Source organism: Nocardia sp. NPDC055029, assembly GCF_053608525.1.
Map to the genome: position 1 here is coordinate 206,739 of NZ_JBSGVQ010000004.1, position 19,310 is coordinate 226,048.

28 protein-coding genes are annotated in these 19,310 nt (G+C 68.3%); 20 read left to right on the forward strand and 8 right to left on the reverse strand.

Features of this window, described 5'->3' with window-relative positions; translation table 11 throughout:
• Positions 1 to 55: 55 nt before the first annotated feature.
• Complete coding sequence (locus ACWF9G_RS05820; protein ID WP_379308977.1) at positions 56 to 337, reverse strand: hypothetical protein; 282 nt, start codon at positions 335 to 337, stop codon at positions 56 to 58.
• 223 nt (positions 338 to 560) lie between these two features.
• Between ACWF9G_RS05820 and ACWF9G_RS05825 the strand changes: the two genes are divergently transcribed.
• The 6 genes from ACWF9G_RS05825 (at position 561) to ACWF9G_RS05850 (ending at position 4,545) form a co-directional block, all read left to right on the forward strand.
• Positions 561 to 1,739 carry a serine hydrolase domain-containing protein gene (locus ACWF9G_RS05825; RefSeq protein WP_452513941.1) on the forward strand — a complete coding sequence of 393 codons (1,179 nt, stop codon included), beginning with the start codon at positions 561 to 563 and terminating at the stop codon, positions 1,737 to 1,739.
• A 42-nt stretch (positions 1,740 to 1,781) separates the two neighbouring features.
• Entirely contained in the window at positions 1,782 to 2,759 is a 978-nt protein-coding gene (gene hemB, locus ACWF9G_RS05830) for a porphobilinogen synthase (RefSeq protein WP_378847921.1), read from the forward strand.
• Positions 2,756 to 3,268 carry a hypothetical protein gene (locus tag ACWF9G_RS05835; RefSeq protein WP_452513943.1) on the forward strand — a complete coding sequence of 171 codons (513 nt, stop codon included), beginning with the start codon at positions 2,756 to 2,758 and terminating at the stop codon, positions 3,266 to 3,268. Before hemB ends, ACWF9G_RS05835 begins: the two co-directional genes overlap by 4 nt.
• Before the next feature lie 265 nt (positions 3,269 to 3,533).
• The gene (locus ACWF9G_RS05840) at positions 3,534 to 3,974 is read left to right on the forward strand and encodes a hypothetical protein (RefSeq protein WP_452513945.1); all 441 of its coding nucleotides are present in this window, start codon (positions 3,534 to 3,536) and stop codon (positions 3,972 to 3,974) included.
• On the forward strand, positions 3,971 to 4,240 hold the full coding sequence (locus tag ACWF9G_RS05845) for a hypothetical protein (RefSeq protein WP_452513947.1): 270 nt from the start codon (positions 3,971 to 3,973) through the stop codon (positions 4,238 to 4,240). The genes ACWF9G_RS05840 and ACWF9G_RS05845 overlap by 4 nt, the downstream gene beginning before the upstream one ends.
• Before the next feature lie 83 nt (positions 4,241 to 4,323).
• The gene (locus ACWF9G_RS05850) at positions 4,324 to 4,545 is read left to right on the forward strand and encodes a hypothetical protein (RefSeq protein WP_189025524.1); all 222 of its coding nucleotides are present in this window, start codon (positions 4,324 to 4,326) and stop codon (positions 4,543 to 4,545) included.
• Here the strand turns inward: ACWF9G_RS05850 and ACWF9G_RS05855 are convergent.
• Positions 4,542 to 4,928 (reverse strand): hypothetical protein, encoded by a 387-nt coding sequence (locus ACWF9G_RS05855; protein ID WP_452513949.1) that lies wholly within the window; start codon positions 4,926 to 4,928, stop codon positions 4,542 to 4,544. The genes ACWF9G_RS05850 and ACWF9G_RS05855 overlap by 4 nt on opposite strands.
• A gap of 205 nt (positions 4,929 to 5,133) precedes the next feature.
• Between ACWF9G_RS05855 and hemL the strand changes: the two genes are divergently transcribed.
• The 8 genes from hemL to ACWF9G_RS05895 all read left to right on the forward strand — a co-directional run bounded on the left by hemL (position 5,134) and on the right by ACWF9G_RS05895 (position 11,931).
• Positions 5,134 to 6,471 (forward strand): glutamate-1-semialdehyde 2,1-aminomutase, encoded by a 1,338-nt coding sequence (gene hemL / locus ACWF9G_RS05860; protein ID WP_452513951.1) that lies wholly within the window; start codon positions 5,134 to 5,136, stop codon positions 6,469 to 6,471.
• Positions 6,472 to 6,587: 116 nt separating this feature from the next.
• Complete coding sequence (locus ACWF9G_RS05865; protein WP_378847931.1) at positions 6,588 to 7,205, forward strand: histidine phosphatase family protein; 618 nt, start codon at positions 6,588 to 6,590, stop codon at positions 7,203 to 7,205.
• Entirely contained in the window at positions 7,202 to 7,843 is a 642-nt protein-coding gene (locus ACWF9G_RS05870) for a TlpA disulfide reductase family protein (RefSeq protein ID WP_379308970.1), read from the forward strand. The genes ACWF9G_RS05865 and ACWF9G_RS05870 overlap by 4 nt, the downstream gene beginning before the upstream one ends.
• Before the next feature lie 56 nt (positions 7,844 to 7,899).
• Positions 7,900 to 8,067 (forward strand): hypothetical protein, encoded by a 168-nt coding sequence (locus ACWF9G_RS05875; protein ID WP_379308969.1) that lies wholly within the window; start codon positions 7,900 to 7,902, stop codon positions 8,065 to 8,067.
• Positions 8,067 to 8,879 carry a cytochrome c biogenesis CcdA family protein gene (locus ACWF9G_RS05880; protein ID WP_189025531.1) on the forward strand — a complete coding sequence of 271 codons (813 nt, stop codon included), beginning with the start codon at positions 8,067 to 8,069 and terminating at the stop codon, positions 8,877 to 8,879. Before ACWF9G_RS05875 ends, ACWF9G_RS05880 begins: the two co-directional genes overlap by 1 nt.
• A complete protein-coding gene (resB, locus tag ACWF9G_RS05885; RefSeq protein WP_452513954.1) occupies positions 8,879 to 10,513 on the forward strand; it encodes a cytochrome c biogenesis protein ResB in 1,635 nt (544 codons plus the stop codon). The genes ACWF9G_RS05880 and resB overlap by 1 nt, the downstream gene beginning before the upstream one ends.
• Positions 10,513 to 11,478, forward strand: a complete 966-nt coding sequence (ccsB, locus tag ACWF9G_RS05890) for a c-type cytochrome biogenesis protein CcsB (RefSeq protein WP_452513956.1) — start codon at positions 10,513 to 10,515, stop codon at positions 11,476 to 11,478. The genes resB and ccsB overlap by 1 nt, the downstream gene beginning before the upstream one ends.
• A 45-nt stretch (positions 11,479 to 11,523) precedes the next feature.
• Positions 11,524 to 11,931: a hypothetical protein gene (locus tag ACWF9G_RS05895; RefSeq protein WP_452513958.1), complete on the forward strand. Its 408-nt coding sequence runs from the start codon at positions 11,524 to 11,526 to the stop codon at positions 11,929 to 11,931.
• Positions 11,932 to 12,285: 354 nt separating this feature from the next.
• On the opposite strand, the gene ACWF9G_RS05900 is transcribed toward ACWF9G_RS05895, so the two are convergent.
• The 4 genes from ACWF9G_RS05900 to ACWF9G_RS05915 form a co-directional block, all read right to left on the reverse strand.
• On the reverse strand, positions 12,286 to 13,053 hold the full coding sequence (locus tag ACWF9G_RS05900; RefSeq protein ID WP_452513960.1) for a Clp protease N-terminal domain-containing protein: 768 nt from the start codon (positions 13,051 to 13,053) through the stop codon (positions 12,286 to 12,288).
• A 99-nt stretch (positions 13,054 to 13,152) separates the two neighbouring features.
• On the reverse strand, positions 13,153 to 13,809 hold the full coding sequence (locus ACWF9G_RS05905; protein WP_379308964.1) for a hypothetical protein: 657 nt from the start codon (positions 13,807 to 13,809) through the stop codon (positions 13,153 to 13,155).
• Between the two features lie 71 nt (positions 13,810 to 13,880).
• Positions 13,881 to 14,063, reverse strand: coding sequence for a hypothetical protein (locus ACWF9G_RS05910; protein ID WP_379308963.1), 183 nt, complete (start codon positions 14,061 to 14,063; stop codon positions 13,881 to 13,883).
• Between the two features lie 115 nt (positions 14,064 to 14,178).
• Positions 14,179 to 14,388: a BldC family transcriptional regulator gene (locus ACWF9G_RS05915; protein ID WP_019049435.1), complete on the reverse strand. Its 210-nt coding sequence runs from the start codon at positions 14,386 to 14,388 to the stop codon at positions 14,179 to 14,181.
• Positions 14,389 to 14,552: 164 nt separating this feature from the next.
• On the opposite strand from ACWF9G_RS05915, the gene ACWF9G_RS05920 reads away from it, so the two are divergent.
• The 6 genes from ACWF9G_RS05920 (at position 14,553) to ACWF9G_RS05945 (ending at position 17,873) form a co-directional block, all read left to right on the forward strand.
• Positions 14,553 to 14,879: a DUF4229 domain-containing protein gene (locus tag ACWF9G_RS05920; protein ID WP_379308962.1), complete on the forward strand. Its 327-nt coding sequence runs from the start codon at positions 14,553 to 14,555 to the stop codon at positions 14,877 to 14,879.
• Positions 14,876 to 15,961 carry a PLP-dependent cysteine synthase family protein gene (locus tag ACWF9G_RS05925; protein WP_452513962.1) on the forward strand — a complete coding sequence of 362 codons (1,086 nt, stop codon included), beginning with the start codon at positions 14,876 to 14,878 and terminating at the stop codon, positions 15,959 to 15,961. The genes ACWF9G_RS05920 and ACWF9G_RS05925 overlap by 4 nt, the downstream gene beginning before the upstream one ends.
• A 57-nt stretch (positions 15,962 to 16,018) precedes the next feature.
• Complete coding sequence (locus tag ACWF9G_RS05930; RefSeq protein WP_452513964.1) at positions 16,019 to 16,561, forward strand: dihydrofolate reductase family protein; 543 nt, start codon at positions 16,019 to 16,021, stop codon at positions 16,559 to 16,561.
• A gap of 56 nt (positions 16,562 to 16,617) precedes the next feature.
• Positions 16,618 to 16,839, forward strand: coding sequence for a helix-turn-helix domain-containing protein (locus ACWF9G_RS05935; protein ID WP_189025545.1), 222 nt, complete (start codon positions 16,618 to 16,620; stop codon positions 16,837 to 16,839).
• A complete protein-coding gene (locus ACWF9G_RS05940) occupies positions 16,839 to 17,414 on the forward strand; it encodes a Clp protease N-terminal domain-containing protein (protein WP_452513966.1) in 576 nt (191 codons plus the stop codon). Before ACWF9G_RS05935 ends, ACWF9G_RS05940 begins: the two co-directional genes overlap by 1 nt.
• Before the next feature lie 63 nt (positions 17,415 to 17,477).
• Positions 17,478 to 17,873, forward strand: coding sequence for a phage holin family protein (locus ACWF9G_RS05945; protein WP_189025549.1), 396 nt, complete (start codon positions 17,478 to 17,480; stop codon positions 17,871 to 17,873).
• Positions 17,874 to 17,912: 39 nt separating this feature from the next.
• Here ACWF9G_RS05945 and ACWF9G_RS05950 read toward each other — a convergent pair whose 3' ends face one another.
• Together ACWF9G_RS05950 and ACWF9G_RS05955 are read right to left on the reverse strand one after the other, a co-directional pair.
• Positions 17,913 to 18,782 (reverse strand): 1,4-dihydroxy-2-naphthoate polyprenyltransferase, encoded by an 870-nt coding sequence (locus ACWF9G_RS05950; protein WP_379308958.1) that lies wholly within the window; start codon positions 18,780 to 18,782, stop codon positions 17,913 to 17,915.
• 28 nt (positions 18,783 to 18,810) lie between these two features.
• Positions 18,811 to 19,269, reverse strand: coding sequence for an SRPBCC family protein (locus ACWF9G_RS05955; RefSeq protein ID WP_452513968.1), 459 nt, complete (start codon positions 19,267 to 19,269; stop codon positions 18,811 to 18,813).
• Between the last annotated feature and the right edge of the window lie 41 nt (positions 19,270 to 19,310).

The following is a 19,310-nucleotide window of genomic DNA, read 5'->3' on the forward strand; positions in this document are numbered from 1 at the left end:
CCGCGCAGATACCCCGAAGGCCCGCCCACCGTGGCGGGCCTTCGGCGTATCAGCGTCATCGGCTGTAGCGCAGCAGCGTGCGCACCAGCCGGCAGGTGGCGTCGGACGGCGGGCGTAGTTCGATCTGGTCGGCGGTGCGCCGGATCGTCTCGTTGGTGGCCTGGTTCGGCAGATACACCCCGGAATCCAGGAGCGCGATCGTCAATCGCATGGCCTTGAGCCTGCGGTTGTGCGCCACGTACCAGCGACGCGGCCTGCCGGCGGGCAGGCGCTTCTTCTCCAGCGGCACATACGGTGCGGTGATGAACCCGGACTTCGATGCGGCAATGGCGTTCATGGCGTCCTCCCGTCGCGAATGGGTCCCGCCCCCGATCGTCGGGAACCCTCGAACACGCTTTCGATTGTAGCGAGGGGGTCCGACAAGTTTCGTCGATCTCGCGCGGAAGCCATTGAGCTCCAGTGGGATTCGAGTTTATCCACAGGTGCGCCGCGGCTCGTCGCCGGGCGGCTGTCTGACCCGTGTGGTCTAGTGGGCCACAGATGTCACGGGAGGAGACACGATGACGGTGGACGAGATCGGCAAGCGCCTCGGCGCCCATGTCGAGGCGGACGAACTGCTCGGCCTGGCCTGGCTCGTCTCGACCGGCGACCAGGTGGTGACGGGAACGGCGGGTCATCTCGACGAGTCGCGCGCCGCGCCCGTGCGCACCGACACCATCTTCCGTATCTCCTCGATGACCAAACCGGTCACGGCGGTCGCGGCCTCGATCCTGATCGACGACGGCGTGCTCGACCCCGCCGAACCCGTCGATCGCCTGCTGCCCGAACTCGCAGGCCGCCGCGTGCTGACGCATCCGGCCGCCGAGATCACCGATACCGTCGCGGCGCAGCGCCCGATCACCGTCGACGACCTGCTCACCTTCCGGCTCGGCTGGGGCATGGACTTCGCCGACTTCTCGCCCAAGCCGCTCGACGCCGCCTGGAGCGAGCTCGGCCTGGGCTGGGGCCCGCCGACGCCCGCCCGGATGCCTGCGCCGGACACCTGGCTCGAACGGCTCGGCACGCTGCCGCTGCAGTACCAGCCGGGGGAGCGCTGGCTCTATCACGTCGGCGCGCCGATCCTGGGCTTCCTGGTGACCAGGGCCGCGGGCAAGCCCCTCTCGGAGTTCCTGGCCCAGCGCGTCTTCGGCCCACTCGGCATGGTCGACACCGGCTTCTCCGTTCCGGCGGACACGATCGACCGCTTCGGGCCGCACTACGCCGACCGGGACGGCACGCGCATCGTCTTCGACCCGGTCGACGGGCAGTGGAGCACACCACCCGCGTTCGAGGGCGGCGGCGACGGACTCGTCTCCACCCTCGCCGACTATCACCGGTTCGCCCGCATGTTGCGCGACGGCGGCGAACTCGACGGCACCCGGATCCTGTCCGAGGAGGCGGTGGCCGCGATGACGCGCGACCACCTCACCGCCGAACAGCTGGCCCGCGGCGGGCCGAACCCGGACGGCAGCGCGGGCTGGGGCTACGGGGTAGGTGTCCAGCTCAGCGACCTGGCGGACGGTCCGCGCGCCGGCTCGTACGGGTGGTCCGGCGGCCTCGGCTCCACGTGGTCCAACGACGGTGCGGTGACCGGCATCCTGCTCACCAACCAGACGTGGAGCTCGGCCGGTCCACTCCCGGTGTTTGCCACCTTCGAGTCGATCTTGGGCGAGGTGGCCCGTGCGAGGGAGGCCGCGTAGGCGCCGACGCGAGGCCGCGCGCGCAGGCGTATTCTGCGGTCTATGACCGCTTTCGACCGCCCGCGGCGGTTGCGCAGGACTCCCGCTATGCGTCGGCTCGTCGCCGAAACCACGCTCGAGCCGCGTCAGCTGGTGCTGCCGATGTTCGTCGCCGACGGTATCGATGAACCGCGCGAGATCAGCTCGATGCCCGGCGTGTATCAGCACTCGCTCGACTCGCTGCGCAAGGCGTCCGTCGAAGCGGTGACCGCCGGTGTCGGCGGCCTGATGCTGTTCGGCGTGCCCCGGCCCGAGGACAAGGACGCCACCGGCAGCCAGGCCAGCGACCCCAACGGCATCCTCAACCGCGGCCTGCGCGCGCTGTCCGAGGAGGTCGGCGACGCGACTGTCGTCATGGCCGACACCTGTCTGGACGAGTTCACCGATCACGGCCACTGCGGTGTCATCGGCACCGACGGCGCGGTCGACAACGACGCCACCCTGCACCGGTACGTGGAGATGGCGCTGGCCCAGGCCGAGGCAGGCGCCGATCTGCTCGGCACCAGCGGCATGATGGACGGCCAGGTCGGCGCGATCCGGCGCGGGCTGGACGCGGTCGGTCGCACCGACACCGCCATCCTGGCCTACGCGGCCAAGTACGCCTCCGCCTTCTACGGCCCGTTCCGCGAGGCCGTCGGCTCGTCGCTGGAGGGTGATCGCCGCACCTACCAGCAGGATCCGGCCAACCGCCGCGAATCGCTGCGCGAACTCGATCTCGACCTCGCCGAGGGCGCCGACATCGTGATGGTGAAGCCGGCGATGTCCTATCTCGACATCCTGCGCGACGTCGCCGATCGCTCGACGGTCCCGGTGGCCGCGTACCAGATCTCCGGCGAGTACGCGATGATCACCGCCGCCGCCGAGCGCGGCTGGATCGACCGCAGGGCCGCGATCCTGGAGTCGCTGATCGGCATCCGGCGGGCGGGCGCGGACATCGTGCTCACCTACTGGGCGACCGAGGCTGCACACTGGCTGTCGTGATCGTTCCACCACACAAACCCGAAACCCGCCCGATGCCCGAAGACGTCGGCACCGCACGCCAGTTGTGGTGGGCCGTCGCCGGGCTCGGTGTCGTGTACACCGGCGCCGGGATCGCCACCATGACCGGGCAGCGCGACGAGCTGAGCAAGCAGTTCCTCGACGAGATGCACAAGTCGGACCCGAACCTCCCGGCGTCGACCGTCGATGTGATGGTGCTGGTCGCGTTCGTGCTGACCGCGATCGTCGGGCTCGTGCTGGCCGGGGTGACCGTGCTGATCGCCCAGCAGCTCGCCCGCGGTAAATCGTGGGCGCGCACGGTGCTCACGGTCGTCGCGGTCTGGCTCGGCCTCGGCGCGGTCGCCACGATGTTCGCCTTCACCGGCGACACCTCGGTGGCCACGATGATCGCCGGTGGCACCGCGATCGTGCAGGGCGTACTCGCGGTCGGCGCCGCGTATCTGAGTTACCGGCCGGATTCCACCAAGTACTTCCAGCTGAACCGTCGGTGAACGCGAGGTAGACCCCCGCCGTCTCGTTGCGCCGGATCGCCGCAGTGTATGGTGAGCATGCTCACAGTGATTTGGGGTACTCACTGTGACATAGCCGGTAGGGAACCGGCGGAGCGGAGGCAATGATGCGCGTGGTGATCGAACAGCCACACAGCCTGCGACGCGATCTGTTGGTCATCGGATTGATGGTTCTGCTCGCCGTCGTCACCATCGCTCTCATTCTGTTGCCGAGCCTGGTCAGCTGATCCTTCGTCGCAGTACCCCCATGGTGTTGTTCTCCGAGCCCGGCGCGCGATGGCGCGCCGTCGCGTACGGTCCGTTGCTCTGCGCTGTCATCCTGCTGGTGGAATGGCTCGCGGGCGCCACCCTGCACGGGTTCGCCCTGGGTTTCTGCGCCGTCGCCATCGGCGGTTTCACCGTGCTCCAGGTGATCGCGGGACGCACCCATGGCCGGGTCGAACTGACCGACTCCACGCTGCACCAGGGCGTGGAATCGCTGGCACTGGCCGAGGTCGCCGCCGTGCTCCCCGCCGAGGACGACGACGCCGCGCAGGCCAGCCCGCTCGGCGCGCTGAGCGGCATCCCGCGCCGTCGCCGCGGCATCGGCTTGCGCCTGGTCGACGGCCGGATCGTGCAGGCGTGGGCGATCGACCACATCGGCCTGCGCGCCGCACTGCGCTCCGCCCTGGCAGGATCGCAAGGATGAGACGCTGGATCGCCGCCGCGCTGTTCGAGCTCGGCCTGGCCGTGCTCTGCCTGGCCGGCGCGGCGTACAGCTGGAGCCATGCCCGGCGCACGACCGAATACGTCACCGCCGACGATCATCCCGCGTTCGAGGCCGTCCGCTACGCGCCACCGCTGCTGATCCTGGCCACCGGGCTGGTGATCCTGGCCGGCGTTCTCGTCATCGATGCCGTCGCCAGGATCGTGACCGGAAATGTAGCGCCGCGCGTTACCGAAACGATGCACTGAACGAGGCCGAATTTCGATGTGCGCGTTGGGGTTCGGCGCGGATCTCGACGCTCGCGCAGCGGGCAGTGCACGGAGGAACACCGATGACCAAGCTCACCGCAGGATTCTGTACCGCGGCCGCGGCCGTGGCGGCGATCGCCCTGGCAGCGGCACCAGCCCAGGCCGCGGGCCTGCCCCTGACCCCCATGGTTGCCGAGCCGGCCGCCGGCGGCTTCGCCCCGGAGACCGGCTCGAGCGGTATCTACAACGGCATCATGTGCCAGCTGCACACGATCTCGGCTGAAGTTCCCTGCATGTACACCTAATCGGCCCAGTGCTGGTAGACGTCGACGACGCGGCCGCCGCGCGTGCCCGACGCGTTCAGGTACACGGTGACGGCGCCGTCGGGATGGCTCGCCGCCTCCGTCACCACCTGACGCAGGGTGGCGCGGATGCCGCCGTCGGCGTCGCGGTGCAGAGTCGTGTCGCGGTGCAGGCCGGCGCCGATCCGGTTGGGGGGCACGAACATCGCGATGAGCGCCGGAACCGGACCGGCGCCGAGCGCGACGGTCTCCTCGTGATCGAGCTGGGCGCCGATCCGATCCGGCTGGACCTGCGGCGCGAAGGCGGTGGCCGAGCCCGCGCCGAGGATCAGTGCGGCTGCGACGAACCCTGTACCCAGGGCAATGCTGGTGACGCCGAAACGCATGAAATACCCTTCCGCTATCGCTGAGTTCCCACCGCTCAGTGCCTGAGCAGCCCGCAGCGTAGCCGCAGGCCAACGTGCCTTGATCGAAATCATCAGCGCCTGGGGGCGGCGTGTCGGGCGTGTCGCCGGTGGGTCGCTGCGGTCTGGGTCACTGTGCTCCACCCTGTCGTCCGGCGCGCCGAGGCGAGCTGAGAGACTGGAATCCGTGAGTTCTTCTCCGCGCGCGACCAGGTCATCGGTGCCGGTTTCCGCCCAGCTCTTCGAGCGGGCTGCTTCGGTGATCCCGGGTGGTGTCAATTCCCCGGTCCGTGCGTTCAACTCGGTCGGCGGAACCCCACGGTTCATCGCCTCGGCCAACGGTTGCACCCTGATCGACGCCGACGGCAATTCCTATGTCGATCTGGTCTGTTCGTGGGGCCCGATGATCCTCGGCCACGCGCACCCGGCGGTCGTCGAAGCGGTGCAGCGGGCCGCGACGGGCGGACTGTCGTTCGGTGCGCCGACCGAGGCCGAGATCGAGCTGGCCGAGGCGATCGCCGCGCGGGTCGACCCGGTCGAGCGGGTGCGCCTGGTCAACTCCGGCACCGAGGCCACGATGAGCGCCGTGCGGCTGGCGCGCGGCTTCACCGGCCGGACCAAGATCATCAAGTTCGCCGGCTGCTACCACGGCCACGTCGACGCGCTGCTGGCCGACGCCGGCTCCGGCGTCGCGACGCTGGGTCTGCCCACGTCGCCCGGAGTCACCGGCGCGCAGGCCGCCGACACCATCGTGCTGCCCTACAACGACCTCGCCGCCGTCGTCGCCGCGTTCGAGGCCAACCCCGGCCAGATCGCGTGCGTCATCACCGAGGCCGCCGCGGGCAACATGGGCGCTGTCGCGCCGCTGCCCGGTTTCAACGAGGGCCTGCGCACGCTGGCCCACGACAACGGCGCACTGCTGATCATGGACGAAGTGATGACCGGTTTCCGGGTCAGCGCGTCGGGTTGGTACGGCCGCGAAGGCGTCGCCGGTGACCTCTATACCTTCGGCAAGGTGATGAGCGGTGGCCTGCCCGCCGCCGCGTTCGGCGGTCGCGCCGAGATCATGAACAACCTCGCCCCGCTCGGCCCCGTCTATCAGGCGGGCACCCTCTCCGGTAACCCCGTGGCGGTCGCGGCGGGCCTGGCGACGCTGCGCGCCGCCGACGCCGAGGTGTACGCGGCGCTGGACCGCAATGCCGATCGGCTCGGCTCGCTGTTCGCGAAAGCCCTGACAGAAGCCGGTGTCGAGCATCAGGTCCAGTTCGCAGGCAATATGGTGAGCGTGTTCTTCGCCGACCGCCCGGTGACCGACTATGCCGCCGCCAAGGCGAGCCAGACCTGGCGTTACCCAGCCTTCTTCCATGCCCTGCTCGACGCGGGTGTGTACGCGCCGCCGAGCGCGTTCGAGGCCTGGTTCGTCTCCGCGGCGCTCGACGAGGACGCGTTCGACCGTATCGCCGCCGCTCTGCCCGCCGCCGCCCTCGCGGCCGCGGCCGCAACCCCCGAAGGATCCCCAGCGTGAGCTCCGACCAGCCCGACGCAGAATTCGCCACCCCGGTCGACGGTGACGAGGCGCCGCATCCCGCGCCCGCCGCCGCGCCGCCCGGCCTCGACGACGACCCGTCGACCGTCGAGACCATCGTGCATGTGCTCCGCCACGGCGAGGTGCACAACCCGAACGGCATTCTCTACGGCCGCCTGCCCGGTTTCAGCCTCTCGGTGGCAGGCCGCTCGCAGGCCGGCGCCGTCGCCCGCTCGCTGGCCGACCACGACATCTCCCTGGTGATCGCCTCCCCGCTGCAGCGCGCCCAGGAAACCGCGGCCCCGATCGCCGCCGCCCACGACGTGATCGTGCGCACCGACGAGAACCTGATCGAAGCGGGCAACACCTTCGAGGGCCTGCGCGTGTCCGTCGGTGACGGCGCGCTGCGCAAGCCCCGGCACTGGTGGAAGCTGCGCGACCCGTTCACCCCGTCGTGGGGCGAGCCGTACCTGCAGATCGCGCATCGCATGCTGGCCGCGGTCAACAAGGCCCGTGTCGAGGGCGCCGGTCACGAGGTGGTGCTGGTCTCGCATCAGCTGCCCGTGTGGACGCTGCGCCGGTTCCTGCAGGGCCAGCGGCTGTGGCACGACCCGCGCAATCGCCAGTGCTCGCTCGCCTCGTTGACGTCGCTGGTCTACCACGGGGATACCCTGGTAGACATCGTGTACTCCGAACCAGCGGGCGCCTCCGACCCTTCGGTTCACGGCGCATGACACGCTCCACCACGTCGGTCTCCGCCCGCAGCCATCGGCTGCGGGCGATCACTGCCGTCCTGTCCGCGCTGCTGGTGATCGTCGCGGCCGCGGGCTGTTCGACAGGTACCGATGCGGTGGCTACCGGTGGCGGCACCTTCGAATTCGTCTCGCCCGGTGGTAAAACCGATATCTATTACGACCCGCCCGCCTCACGCGGCACGATCGGCAAGCTCTCGGGGCCCGATCTGATGAACGAGGGAAAGACCGTCTCGGTCGAGGATTTCCCGAACCAGATCGTGGTCGTCAATCTGTGGGGACAGTGGTGTGGCCCGTGCCGCGCCGAGTCGCCCGCACTCGAAAAGGTCTACGCGGCGACCAAAGACAAGGGCGTCGCGTTCCTGGGAATCAACGTCCGCGACCACCAGCGCGACAAAGCCCAGGACTTCGTAGTGGACAACAAGATCGAATACCCGTCCATCTACGACCCGTCGATGCGAACCTTGCTCGCTCTCGGCGGAAACTTTCCCACCAGTGTCATTCCGACCACGTTGATCCTGGATCGTCAGCACCGGGTCGCCGCGGTCTTCCTTCGCTCGCTATTGGCAGAAGATCTGCAGCCCGTGGTCGAGCGCATCGCCGCCGAGGAGAAGCAGTGAGCCGTCGTCGTCCCGGAAATCTGACCGCGTGTCGCCCCCGCCAGGGTGCCCGCCGCATGGGAGCGGGGTGGACCGTCGACGATCGCTGGGCGGGCATCGCGACCGTCCCGCGCAGCGTGGCCGGTGCGGGCCTGTTCGATTTCGGTCCGGCTGAGCCGGCCGAGACCGAGCGCACTCTGTCGTTGCCCCGCGACGAGCAGCATGACGAGGACAGCACCGAGTGATGGTGCTCGCCGCAGTCGGGGATTCCTTCCAGCAGACCGCGGCATCGGGTCCGTTGCTGTTGGCGCTGGGTGCCTGTCTGCTCGCGGGCCTGGTGTCGTTCGCTTCACCGTGTGTCGTGCCGTTGGTGCCGGGGTACCTGTCGTATCTGGCCGGGCTGGTCGGTGCCGAGGCGCCACCGGCCACGGCCGCGCAGGCAGGCGTCCTGACCGCGCAGCGCCGCAGCGCGAAGATGCGCGTCGCCGGCGCCGCCGGACTGTTCGTCGCCGGGTTCACGGTGGTGTTCGTGCTGGCCACGGCCACCGTGTTCGGCGTGATCCAGACCCTCAACGTCAACCGGGAACTGCTGCAGCGCATCGGCGGTGTGGTGACGATCCTGATGGGTCTGGTGTTCATCGGCCTGGTGCCCGCGCTGCAGCGTGACACCAGGATGGAGCCGCGCAGGTTCACCAGCATCGTCGGTGCGCCCCTGCTGGGCGGGGTGTTCGCGCTGGGCTGGACGCCGTGTCTCGGCCCGACGCTGTCCGGTGTGATGGCGGTGTCGGCCGGTACCGAGGGCACGACCGCGGCGCGCGGTGTCGTGCTGATCGTGGCGTACTGCCTCGGGCTCGGGCTGCCGTTCGTCGTGCTGGCGTTCGGGTCGGCCGGTGCGTTGCGCGGGGTCGGCTGGCTGCGGCGCAATTCGCGCACCATTCAGGTAATCGGGGGTGTTCTGCTCGTCGCCGTCGGCGTCGCGCTGGTCACGGGGGCATGGGATCAGTTCGTCGGCTGGGTGCGTGACGGGTTCGTCTCCGAGGTGACTCTCCCGATCTGATGACTGACACACTGACTACTCCGACCACCCCCACCCCGCCCGTCCGGCAGTCGCTGCCTGGCCGTGCCTGGGCCCTGGCCCGCAACACCTGGCGCGGCCTCACCAGCATGCGTACCGCCCTGGTGCTGCTGTTCCTGCTGGCGCTGGCGGCCATTCCCGGCGCCCTGCTGCCGCAGCGCAGCCTGAATGCGCAGAAGGTCGACCAGTACATCGCCGACCGCCCGACCCTTGGCCCGTGGATGGACCGGTTCGAACTGTTCGACGTGTTCGGCAGCTTCTGGTTCACCGCCATCTACGTGCTGCTGTTCATCTCGCTGGTCGGCTGCATCCTGCCGCGCTGCTGGGACCACTACAAGGCACTGCGCACCCCGCCGGTGGCCGCGCCGCGCAATCTCGGCAGGCTGCCGCACCACTTCAGCGAGACCGTCGACCGTGGCGCCGAGGACGTCGTCGAGCAGGCGCGCGGACAGCTGCGCGGGTGGCGCGTCGAGGTGCGGCCGGGCAAGCGCGACGGCGAGGTGACGCTGTCCGCGGAGAAGGGCTACCTGCGCGAGTTCGGCAACCTGGTGTTCCACCTGTCGCTGGTGGGGCTGCTGGTCGCGATCGCGCTGGGCAAGCTGTTCGGCTACGAGGGCAATGTCATCGTGATCGCCAACAACGGCCCCGGCTTCTGCACCACCTCGCCCGCGGTGTTCGACTCGTTCCGCGCAGGCAACACCAACGACGGCACCGGCATGACGCCGCTGTGCATCAAGGTGAAGGATTTCAAGGCCGACTACCTGCCCACCGGTCAGGCCGAGATGTTCCGCTCGAACATCGAGTACCAGGCGGGCCAGGACCTGAGCACCGATACCTGGCGCAGCACCGAGCTGCGGGTGAACCATCCGCTGCGTGTCGCCGGTGACCGCGTCTACCTGCAGGGCCACGGGTTCGCGCCGACGTTCACCGTCACCTTCCCGAACGGGCAGACCCGCACCGAGACCATCCAGTGGCGGCCCGACGACGCCCAGACATTCCTGTCCAGCGGTGTGCTGCGGATCGACCCGCCCGGTGGCATGTACGCCACCGACGAGGAGCGCCGTCAGAACCAGATCGCCATCGAGGGCCTGTTCGCGCCGACGGCGATGTTCCACGGCAGCCTGCTCACCTCGTCGTTCCCGACGATGGACGATCCGGCCGTCGCGGTCGACATCTACCGCGGCAACACCGGCCTCGACACCGGCCGCTCGCAGTCGCTGTTCTCGCTGGACCCGGAGATGATCAAGCAGGGCCGACTCACCAAGGAAGCGCGGGTCAACCTGCGTCCCGGCGAGTCGACCACGCTGCCCAGCGGCGCGAAGGTGACCTTCGACGGCGCGCAGGAGTTCGTGAACCTGCAGGTCTCGCACGATCCGGCGCAGCAGTGGGTGCTGGTGAGCGCGCTGACGATGATGGCCGGTCTGCTGGTGTCGCTGCTGGTGAAACGCCGCCGGATCTGGATCCGGGCGTACCCGGCCGAGGCCGCGGCAGGTACCGTGGATCAACGACGGACCGTAGTAGAAATGGGCGGTCTGGCCAGAAGCGATCAGGCGGGCTGGGGCGGCGAGTTCGACCGGCTGCGCGCGCGGGTACTGGACGCGGAAACGGAGAACTGATGCCGATCGACGAAACGCTGTCACGCTACAGCGACTTCGCCTTCATGTCGGCCATGGCGGTCTATGCCCTGGCGACGGTGCTGCTGCTCGTGCAGTACGCCTCGGCGCGGGCCAAGCAGGTCGCCGCGCGCGAACTGGTCACCGCGGGCGCGCCCGCCGACCCGTCGCTGCCGGGCCGCATCGAGACGCCGGTGGCGAAGCCGACCGCCGAGCGCCTCGGCAATATGGCGTTCGCGGTGCTGCTGGTCGGCGCGGTGCTGCACGTCGGCTCGATCGTGCTGCGCGGGTTCGCCACCCATCGCTTCCCGCTGGGCAACATGTACGAGTTCACCACCATGGCCACCGCGGCCGCCGTGGTGATCGGCCTGTACTTCCTGCGCGACCAGCGCTACCGGTCGATGTGGGTGTTCCTGCTTGTCCCGGTGCTGATCCTGATGTTCCTGGCAGGTACGGTCCTCTACGCCGACGCCGCGCCCGTCGTCCCCGCGCTGCGCTCGTTCTGGCTGCCCATCCACGTCACCATCGTCAGCATCGGCAGCGGCGTCTTCCTGGTCTCCGGCGTGGCCAGCCTGCTGTACCTGTACCGCATGCGCCAGCCCGCGGGCGAAGAGGCGAACAACGTCTTCGGCACCATCGCCCGCCGTCTCCCCGACGCCCGCACCCTCGACCAGCTCGCCTACAAAACCACCATCATCGGCTTCCCCCTCTTCGGCGCAGGTGTCATCCTCGGCGCCATCTGGGCCGAAGCCGCCTGGGGCCGTTTCTGGGGCTGGGACCCCAAGGAAACCTGCTCCTTCATCGCCTGGGTCCTCTACGCGGCGTATTTGCACGCCCGAGCCACCTCGGGCTGGCGCGACACCAAGGCCGCCTGGATCAACATCGCCGGCTTCGTCGCCATGCTCTTCAACCTGTTCATCATCAACATGGTGATCAGCGGTCTGCACAGCTACGCAGGCCTGAACTGACCTTCCGTACGCAGAGTTTCACGGCGTGCGAGCACGGTCGGACCTATGCGGACCAACAGGCTGGGTGCGTGGGCGGGCGATTTCCACGACGTGCCATGGGGCGAGGTATCTCGCTCCTTCAGGGCGATGTTTGATCGGCATGCCGAGTTCCAACACCTGACCGACATCGTGGACAGCGTCATCCGTTCCGGCCGTGACCAGGATCTGGCGGCGACGATGTCGATGCACGACCTGGTGGTCACGACTCGACCGGTGTCGAATGCGCCGATCGAGGAGATCGTCGTCCGTGCCCCCGGATCGCTGGCCACGGTGGCCGAAGGAACTGTGGTGGTCGAGTGCTTCTCGGATACTCACCCCGGCCGGATCGTGGCACCGGTGGAGGAAGCGGTCCCGGTGTTCTGGCAGTGTATAGCCTCGGTTTTCGGCATCACCCCGTCGTCCGAGGTCGGCTGAACCGAGCGCCCCACGGCCGCCGATGGGAGAATCCCTGGGTGCCAACACTGTGGGGGACGGCCGTTCGGTGGGTCGATGTCGATTGCACCGTCGGCGGAGTCATCGAAGTCCAGTTCACCGATGCGGATGGCATCGTGCATTCCGTGATCGACAAATTGCCGATCTTCTTCGCATCGGTCGATGACTACCTGAGCCCGTCGTCGCCCTACCCGGTCCCGTGTCCCCTCGAGGTAGTCATCAGCGAGCACCTCGAAGACAGCCACACCGCAGTAGATCTCCAATGGACGGAGTCAACTACCGACCAGATCCGTTTCATCGTCCGTACGGCCGACATCGAGACTGGATCCGAGCTTTTTACTCCGTCGTCGAGCCGGTTGTCCCGCCGACGGGGCGGGTGGCGGTGTGGCCGTCGTGGAGTTGGCCGGTGAGGTGATCGACCGCGGCGCGCAGTCGGAGGATTTCGTCGATCGCGCTGCCGAAATGTGCGATTAGCGTGGGCTCGTCCCAGGTGGTGACGGCTCTGCGCGCTGTCTTCTCCTGATCGCGCATATGTGCCGCGCGCTCGAAATCGTTCGCGTCGACCGCGTCTTCTTTCTCCTTCTGCCAGTGCTCGACGTCATGCAGGACGGCGGTGAGCTCGGTCGGTAGGTTCGGGCGGGCTATCGAGAATCTCGTCGGCCGTCCGTCGGCTTCGGTGCAGCCGTAGCACAGGGAATCGATAGCAGCCGCGCGTACGGCACGGACTGCGTGTGTCGTGATTCCGGACGCGGCGAGCAGATCGGCGGTGGCGTTGTCGGCTTCGAGTAGGGCTATCAGAAGGTGGTCTGTGCCGATCGGCCTGGTGGGGTTCTCCAGCATCGCGTAGTCCAGCACGAGATCGAGCGAAGAAGTGTTGGGAGCCGACAGCTGTCGGGCGACGGCGCGGAGGAGGTCGTTTCGCAGGACGCCCAGATCATCAGACTCCAGCACGACAGTGGCCATGCCGTTCGCATCGTCGTTGACCAGAGCACTCAGCAGGTCCATCGGCGTGGAGACCGGGCGGCCCCGGCTTGCTGCCTGCGCGGCTGCTCGTTTGATCGCTGCGTCGGCGGAGGCCGTATACAGGCGGTTGTCGACGGTCATCGCCCCAGTGTGCAGCGCCGGCAGCGAGCGCGCCGGTCGGAACGACAACGACAAGGCCCGGCGCTCGGGGAGCGGCCGGGCCTTCACCGGTGATCGGGATCAGCAGTAGTAGCAGATCTTGTTGGCCGGGAGTTCGACATGGCAGTTGAGGCAGACGGGCTTGCGGACCGGTTCCGGCTTGGGGACGGTGACGCTGCGGCTGGACGAGGCCGCGGTGCGCTTGGGCTTGGTGGCCGCTTCGGCCGCTTCGGCGGTGGCGAGGTCCTGGGAGGTCTGGTGGCGCAGGGCCGCGACCTTGGGGGGAAGGGTGGGGAGGCCGCCGTCGGCGGGGAGGTCGGTGGCGTAGTGCTGGTAGCACTGCCAGCGGGCGGCGGCGGCGTGCATTTCCAGGTCGTCGGGGATGGGCAGGCCCGCGAGTTCGAGGATGTAGCGGTAGCCGGTGCCCACCGTCTGGTTCTTGCGCACGCACAGCGCGCTCAGCGGCGGCTCGTTGTTCTTGTGACAGTGCTCGGCGACCTTGTCCAGCACGACCGGCAGCCAGTGCTGCCACTTCACCTGCGTGCGGATCCCGGATTCCTCCTGGACCAGCTCGGCCAACTCGGTGTTGACGATGAAGTTGTTGAACCTGGTCGCGGTGTCGGCGAGCACCTCGTGTGCCGCGCGAGTCCACGCCGACCTGGCCTCGGTGAACGTCACGGCGCTGCCGTCGGCCGCGCGCCAGGTGGTCGGGATGGAACTCTGCTGCACATCGATCACCGGAATACGTTATCTACCCGGGTTTTTCGCGGTGCATCGGGGGTATGTGGGTAAGCTCACGCGCGCGAGCTCTACGGCTCGGACGGGCCGGAGTCGTCGCGGTGCTGCTTGCCGAGGCGCCAGAGGAATTCCGGATCGTCGTCGGGGCCGAGGATCGGTCTGCGCGGAGATGGGCCGGGCCTCTGGGGTCCGAACGCCTTCCAGCACAACACCGCGACGGCCGCGATTGCGATGAGGGCCAACAGGTACGTCACGTCGCTCACCTCCTGCTATCGAGGGTAGCCGTGTACGCGCCGTGTGCACATCCGCAACGGAAGGGAAATTTCCGGCAAACGCGAGCCCGCTGCGGACTCGCGTCGGCCGGTCGGGTCAGCGGGGTGCTGCCTCGGTGGTGAGCGATTTGAGCAACTGCAGAACCTCGGACTCGCGGAATCGGCGATGTCCGCCCGGCGTGCGCAGCGAACCGAGCCTGCCCGCATGAGCCCACCGGGTGACGGTCTTGGGGTCTACGTGGAACATGGCGGCCACTTGGCCTGGTGTCAGCAGAGTGTCCTGGCCGCCGACGGTGATCGCAGTCATAGCTAACCTCTCCGTTCTCGACAGTTCCCTCATCAGATGGCGTCATCGTCGCACTGCGACCCCCACGTAGTCGAACCACCTACTTTTGGTAAAGGGGAAGTAATAGACAAAAGCCGCGAACGGGGCCGCATCGGCCCAGGCCGCGGCGGGGTTACGCTGTTGTCGTGAGTGAAGCAACTGGTCAGCAAGGTTCTGGCGCGGGGAAGCGGCTGGTCCGCAATCTGGCCCTCTACACGCTGGCCCGCCTCGGGCTCGTCGTGGTGATCGCCGCGGTGATCGTCGGTGTCGCCAAGCTCATCGGCGTCGAGGTACCGATCATCGTCGCGGCGCTGTTCGCGCTGATCGTCGCGATGCCGCTGTCGCTGACGCTGTTCAAGAAGCTGCGCACGAAGGTCAACGAGGACATCGCCGTCGTCGACGCGCGCCGCCGCCAGGACAAGGCGCAGCTGCGGGCCCGATTGCGGGGTGACGACGACGGGTCCGCCGCGTGAAATACCTCGACCGCAGCGCCCCGCGTGACTGGGTGGACAATGCCGTCCGGCTGATCGACGCCGACTCCCAGCGTTCCGCCGACACCCACCTCCTGCGGTATCCGCTGCCCGCCGACTGGCCGGTGCAGCTCTACCTCAAGGACGAGTCCACCCACATCACCGGCAGCCTCAAGCACCGGCTGGCACGCTCGCTGTTCCTGTACGCGATCTGCAACGGGTGGGTCACCGAGGGCACGACCGTGGTCGAGGCGTCGTCGGGGTCGACGGCGGTGAGCGAGGCCTATTTCGCGAAGCTGCTCGGCCTGGATTTCGTCGCGGTGATGCCGGCGAGCACGTCGCCGCAGAAGGTCGCGCTGATCGAAGCCCAGGGCGGCCGTTGTCATTTCGTGGAGCGGGCGCCGGAGATGTACACCGAGGCCAAGCGCCTCGCCGCCGAGACCGGCGGGCATTTCATGGACCAGTTCACTCACGCCGAGCGCGCCACCGACTGGCGCGGCAACAACAACATCGCCGAATCCATCTTCGAGCAGCTGGCGCTGGAGACCCACCCGGTGCCGGAGTGGATCGTGGTCGGCGCAGGCACCGGCGGCACCAGCGCCACTATCGGCCGCTACATCCGTTACCGCAGGCACGCGACGCGCCTGGCCGTCGTCGACCCCGAGTACTCGGCGTTCTTCGGCGGTTACGAGACCGGTGACGCGGGCTACGAGACCGGAATGCCGTCGCGGATCGAGGGAATCGGCCGTCCGCGGGTCGAGCCGTCCTTCGTCGGGCAGGTGGTCGACCGGATGATCGTCGTGCCGGACGCGTCCTCGGTCGCCACCGCGCGCCACGCCAGTACCGTCCTCGGCCGTCGTGTCGGCGGCTCGACCGGCACCAATCTGTGGGGCGCTTTCCACCTCGTGTCCGAACTGCTGGGTGAGGGTCGCAGCGGCAGCATCGTCACCCTGCTGTGCGACGGCGGCGACCGCTACGCGGGCACCTATTTCGACGACGCCTGGGTCGACGGCCAGAACCTCGACCTGACCGGTCCGACCGCTGTCCTCACCGAATTCGCCGCGACAGGTCGCTGGAACGGCTGATTCTCGTCGGCGAAACCTGACCGGGGCTGTCAGGTTTCGCTGTCAGGATCGGTCTCCATGACGACCAGCTACTACACCGCCACCAGCCTCGACGGCTATATCGCCGACCCCGACAACTCGCTGGATTGGCTGATGGCCGTCCCCGACGCCGACCCCGCGACAGGCGATGTGGGGGAATTCCTGCTCGGCGTCGGCGCCCTGTGCCTCGGGTCGACGACCTACGAGTGGATGGCAGCCAACAATCCGCCCGAGACCTGGTACGAGAACTACGGCGACCGTCCGACCTGGGTTTTCACCCACCGTGAACTGCCCGAGTTGCCCGGGGCGAACGTGCGTTTCGTCGCGGGTGAGGTCGCGGCGGTGCACGAACAGATGGTCGCCGCCGCCGCTGGACGAGACATCTGGATCATCGGCGGCGGCGACCTCGCCGGACAGTTCGCCGATGCCGGACTGCTCGACGAGGTGATTGTCGGCATCGCCCCGGTGACTCTCGGTGGCGGCGCGCCCCTGCTGCCGCGCCGCATTCTCGCCGATCGGATGCGCCTGGTCGACGTCGGGCGCATGGGTCAATTCGCCAAACTCGTCTACCGATTGAGCTGACGTCTGGCGTCAATTTTTGTTGACAAAACCCGAAGTCGTCAACCAAAATTGACGCCATGACCGATGCAACAACGCTCGCCTCGGCGGCGGGGAATCCCGATCCGGCGGTCGGTCTGCGCGCGGTGCTCGCCCTGCGCAGGCTGGCCGACCGGCTCGAATCCATCCAGGTGGCCAATGCCAGGGCCAACGGCTGGTCGTGGCAGGCGATTGCCGAAGCGCTCGAGGTCAGCAAGCAGGCGGTGCATCAGAAACACAATCGGAAGGGCGGAACCCGCTGATGTTCGAGAAATTCACGCGCCATGCCAGAGTGGCGGTGGTGAGCGCCCAGGACGACGCCAAGGAGCTGGGCGCCAAGCAGATCGGGCCGGAGCATGTGCTGCTCGGCGTGGTGGCCAACGCCGAACCCGGCCTGCGCGCGGTGCTCGACGCCCGCGGCATCACCGCCGACGGTGTGCGCACCGCTCTCGCCGAACGCGCGAGCGTGACGCCGCTCGGCGCCGACGACGCCGAGGCGCTGCGCTCGATCGGCATCGACCTGGATGCGGTGCAGGCCAGCATCGCCGAGAACTTCGGCCCGAAGGCTTGGGATCGGGCCGAACCGGAGGTCAAGCGCGGCGTCTTCGGCCGGCTGCTCGGCGCGGGGCACATCCCGTTCACCGGCACGGCCAAGAAGACGCTCGAACTCGCCCTGCGCGAGGCGATTCACCGCAAGGATCGCGAGATCTCCACGGCCTACCTGCTGCTCGGCATTCTGCGTGCCGCCGACCCGGCCACCACCGACCTGCTCGGCGGCCGCGACGGAGCCTCCGCACTGCGCACCGACATCTACGGGATGCTCGACCGCGCGGCGTGAATTCCGTGTCGGGTGTGTGTCAGTCTCGCCGCATTGTCCGATTTCGCGCCTAGCATTGCGCGTATGCAGCTAGCAATACGGTTGGTCATCAACGCCATAGCCATCTGGGCCGCGGCCGCGTGGATCGACAAGATCGATATCTACGTGCCGCCAGAGTGGTCGTCCGAGTGGGGGAACTGGGGTAAGGCGCTGGTCCTGCTCATCGTCGCCCTCGTGTTCACGGGCGTCAACGCCGTGATCAAGCCGATCGTGAAGCTCCTGTCGCTGCCGTTCGTGATCCTCACGCTCGGCCTGTTCCTGCTGCTGGTGAACGCGGCGATGCTGTGGCTCACCGCCAAGATCACCGAGATCACCGACTACGGCCTGCGCGTCGACGGCTTCTGGGCAGCCCTGTGGGGTGGTGTGATCATCACGCTGGTCAACTGGGTACTGGGCATCCTGGTACCGGACGGCGACTAGCAGGCTCTGCTCGGGCTCCGCTGAAGTGCCGGACGGCGACTAGCCGAGTCCGACGGCCAGCGCGCTCAGTGCCGACCAGGCCAGCAGCGCCAGCCCGGAATCGCGCAGGGCGGGAATCAGTTCCAGCCCGCCCTTGCCCGTACGCACGGGGGCGTTGGCCCGGATCGCCAGCGGCAACGCCAGCAGTCCGGCCAGCGCCAACGGCGTGCGGGCGATCAGCGCGAGGCTGATCACGAACGGCGCGGCGAGCAGCACCAGATGCAGGGTACGGGTGCGCGCGTCGCCGAGTTTCACCGCCAGGGTGACCTTCCCGGCTTCGGTGTCGGTGGGGATGTCACGCAGGTTGTTGGCCACCAGCACCGCGCTGGAGAACGCGCCGACTCCGATCGCCAGCAGCAACCCGACCCAGTCGACCCGCAGTGCCTGCACGTACTGGGTGCCGAGCACCGCGATCAGACCGAAGAACACGAACACCGCGATCTCACCGAAACCGCTGTAGCCGTAAGGCTTGCTGCCGCCGGTGTAGAACCAGGCGCCCGCCAGGCACAGCGCGCCGACGAGTACCAGCCACCACGCGGTCGTGACGGCCAGCACGAGCCCGGCGACCGCGCCGATCGCCAGGCTCAGCACGGCGGCATTGCGGACAGCGGTGGGGGAGGCCAGTTTCGAGCCGACCAGCCGCAGCGGGCCGACCCGCACGTCGTCGGTGCCGCGGATGCCGTCGGAGTAATCGTTGGCGTAGTTCACCCCGACGATCAGTGCCAGCGAAACCAGCAGCGCCAGTATCGCCTTCCACCAGACGGCCCCGTCGATCGATGCGGCGGCGCCGGTACCCGCGAGTACCGGCGCGATCGCGTTGGGCAGCGTCCGCGGCCGGGCGCCCTCGATCCATTCCGCTGCTGTAGCCATGGATCGAAGCCTAGCCCCGGTGAACCTGCTAGGCGGATTCGGCGATCGTCTTGAGGCGGGCCAGGCCCTTGTCGAAGTCCTTGCCGATCAGATTGTCGATCGGGAAGACCTTGCCGAGCACGCCCATCATGCCCGAATGCTTTCCGGTCATCTGCCAGGTCACCTCGGTGCCGCCCGCCGTCGGAGCGAGGCTGAAGGTGACGAAGTTGGTGGCCTTGAACGGCTTCTCGAAGGCCAGCTCGATGCCGATCTCACGCGCGGCGTCGGCCTTGATCTCCATCGCGCCGGCACCGGCCTTGCGATTGCCGCGCCAGGTGTAGCGTGCGCCGACGCCGGATTCGGGCCCGGTGTAGGTGCGCGCGAGCTGCGGATCGGAATCCTCCCAGGGCGACCACAGTCGCCACTGGCGGAAGTTGTCGATGAAGCCGTGGATGCGTGCGGGTTCGGCGGCAATGGTTGTGCGCCGGGTCACCTCGAAGTCGCCCATGCGCGTCAGCCTAAGCCGACGTACCGACAATTTCGCGGCGT